This window comes from Psychrobacter sp. CAL346-MNA-CIBAN-0220, from assembly GCF_040309805.1.
Taxonomy (GTDB): Bacteria; Pseudomonadota; Gammaproteobacteria; order Pseudomonadales; family Moraxellaceae; genus Psychrobacter.
On sequence record NZ_JBEOPF010000269.1, the window covers coordinates 1 to 273 of the forward strand.

Below are 273 nucleotides of genomic sequence, written 5' to 3' on the forward strand. Positions count from 1 at the left end.
CTCGTGAGCCGGACGTGTACGGGAGCGGCACCCTCGACGATCTCCGCAGCATTCTCGAGGCGGACGCTCCCGACGGAACGACGATCGACCTGCGCCAGACCAACGACGAAGCCGAACTGATCTCGTGGCTCTACGAGGCGGTGGATTCCGGAACACCGGTGATCCTCAATCCAGCGGCCTTCACCCACTACAGCTATGCACTGAGGGATGCCGCAGCGCTCCTTCCGAAGGCCGGCCTCGCGCTCGTCGAAGTGCACATCTCGAATCCTCACG

At 63.7% G+C, this 273-nt stretch carries 1 protein-coding gene; it reads left to right on the plus strand.

Going from position 1 to position 273, the window contains the following annotated elements:
• Window positions 1-273 (plus strand): type II 3-dehydroquinate dehydratase (locus AAEY88_RS13600; RefSeq protein ID WP_350563243.1); only part of this gene is annotated, 273 nt, incomplete at both ends.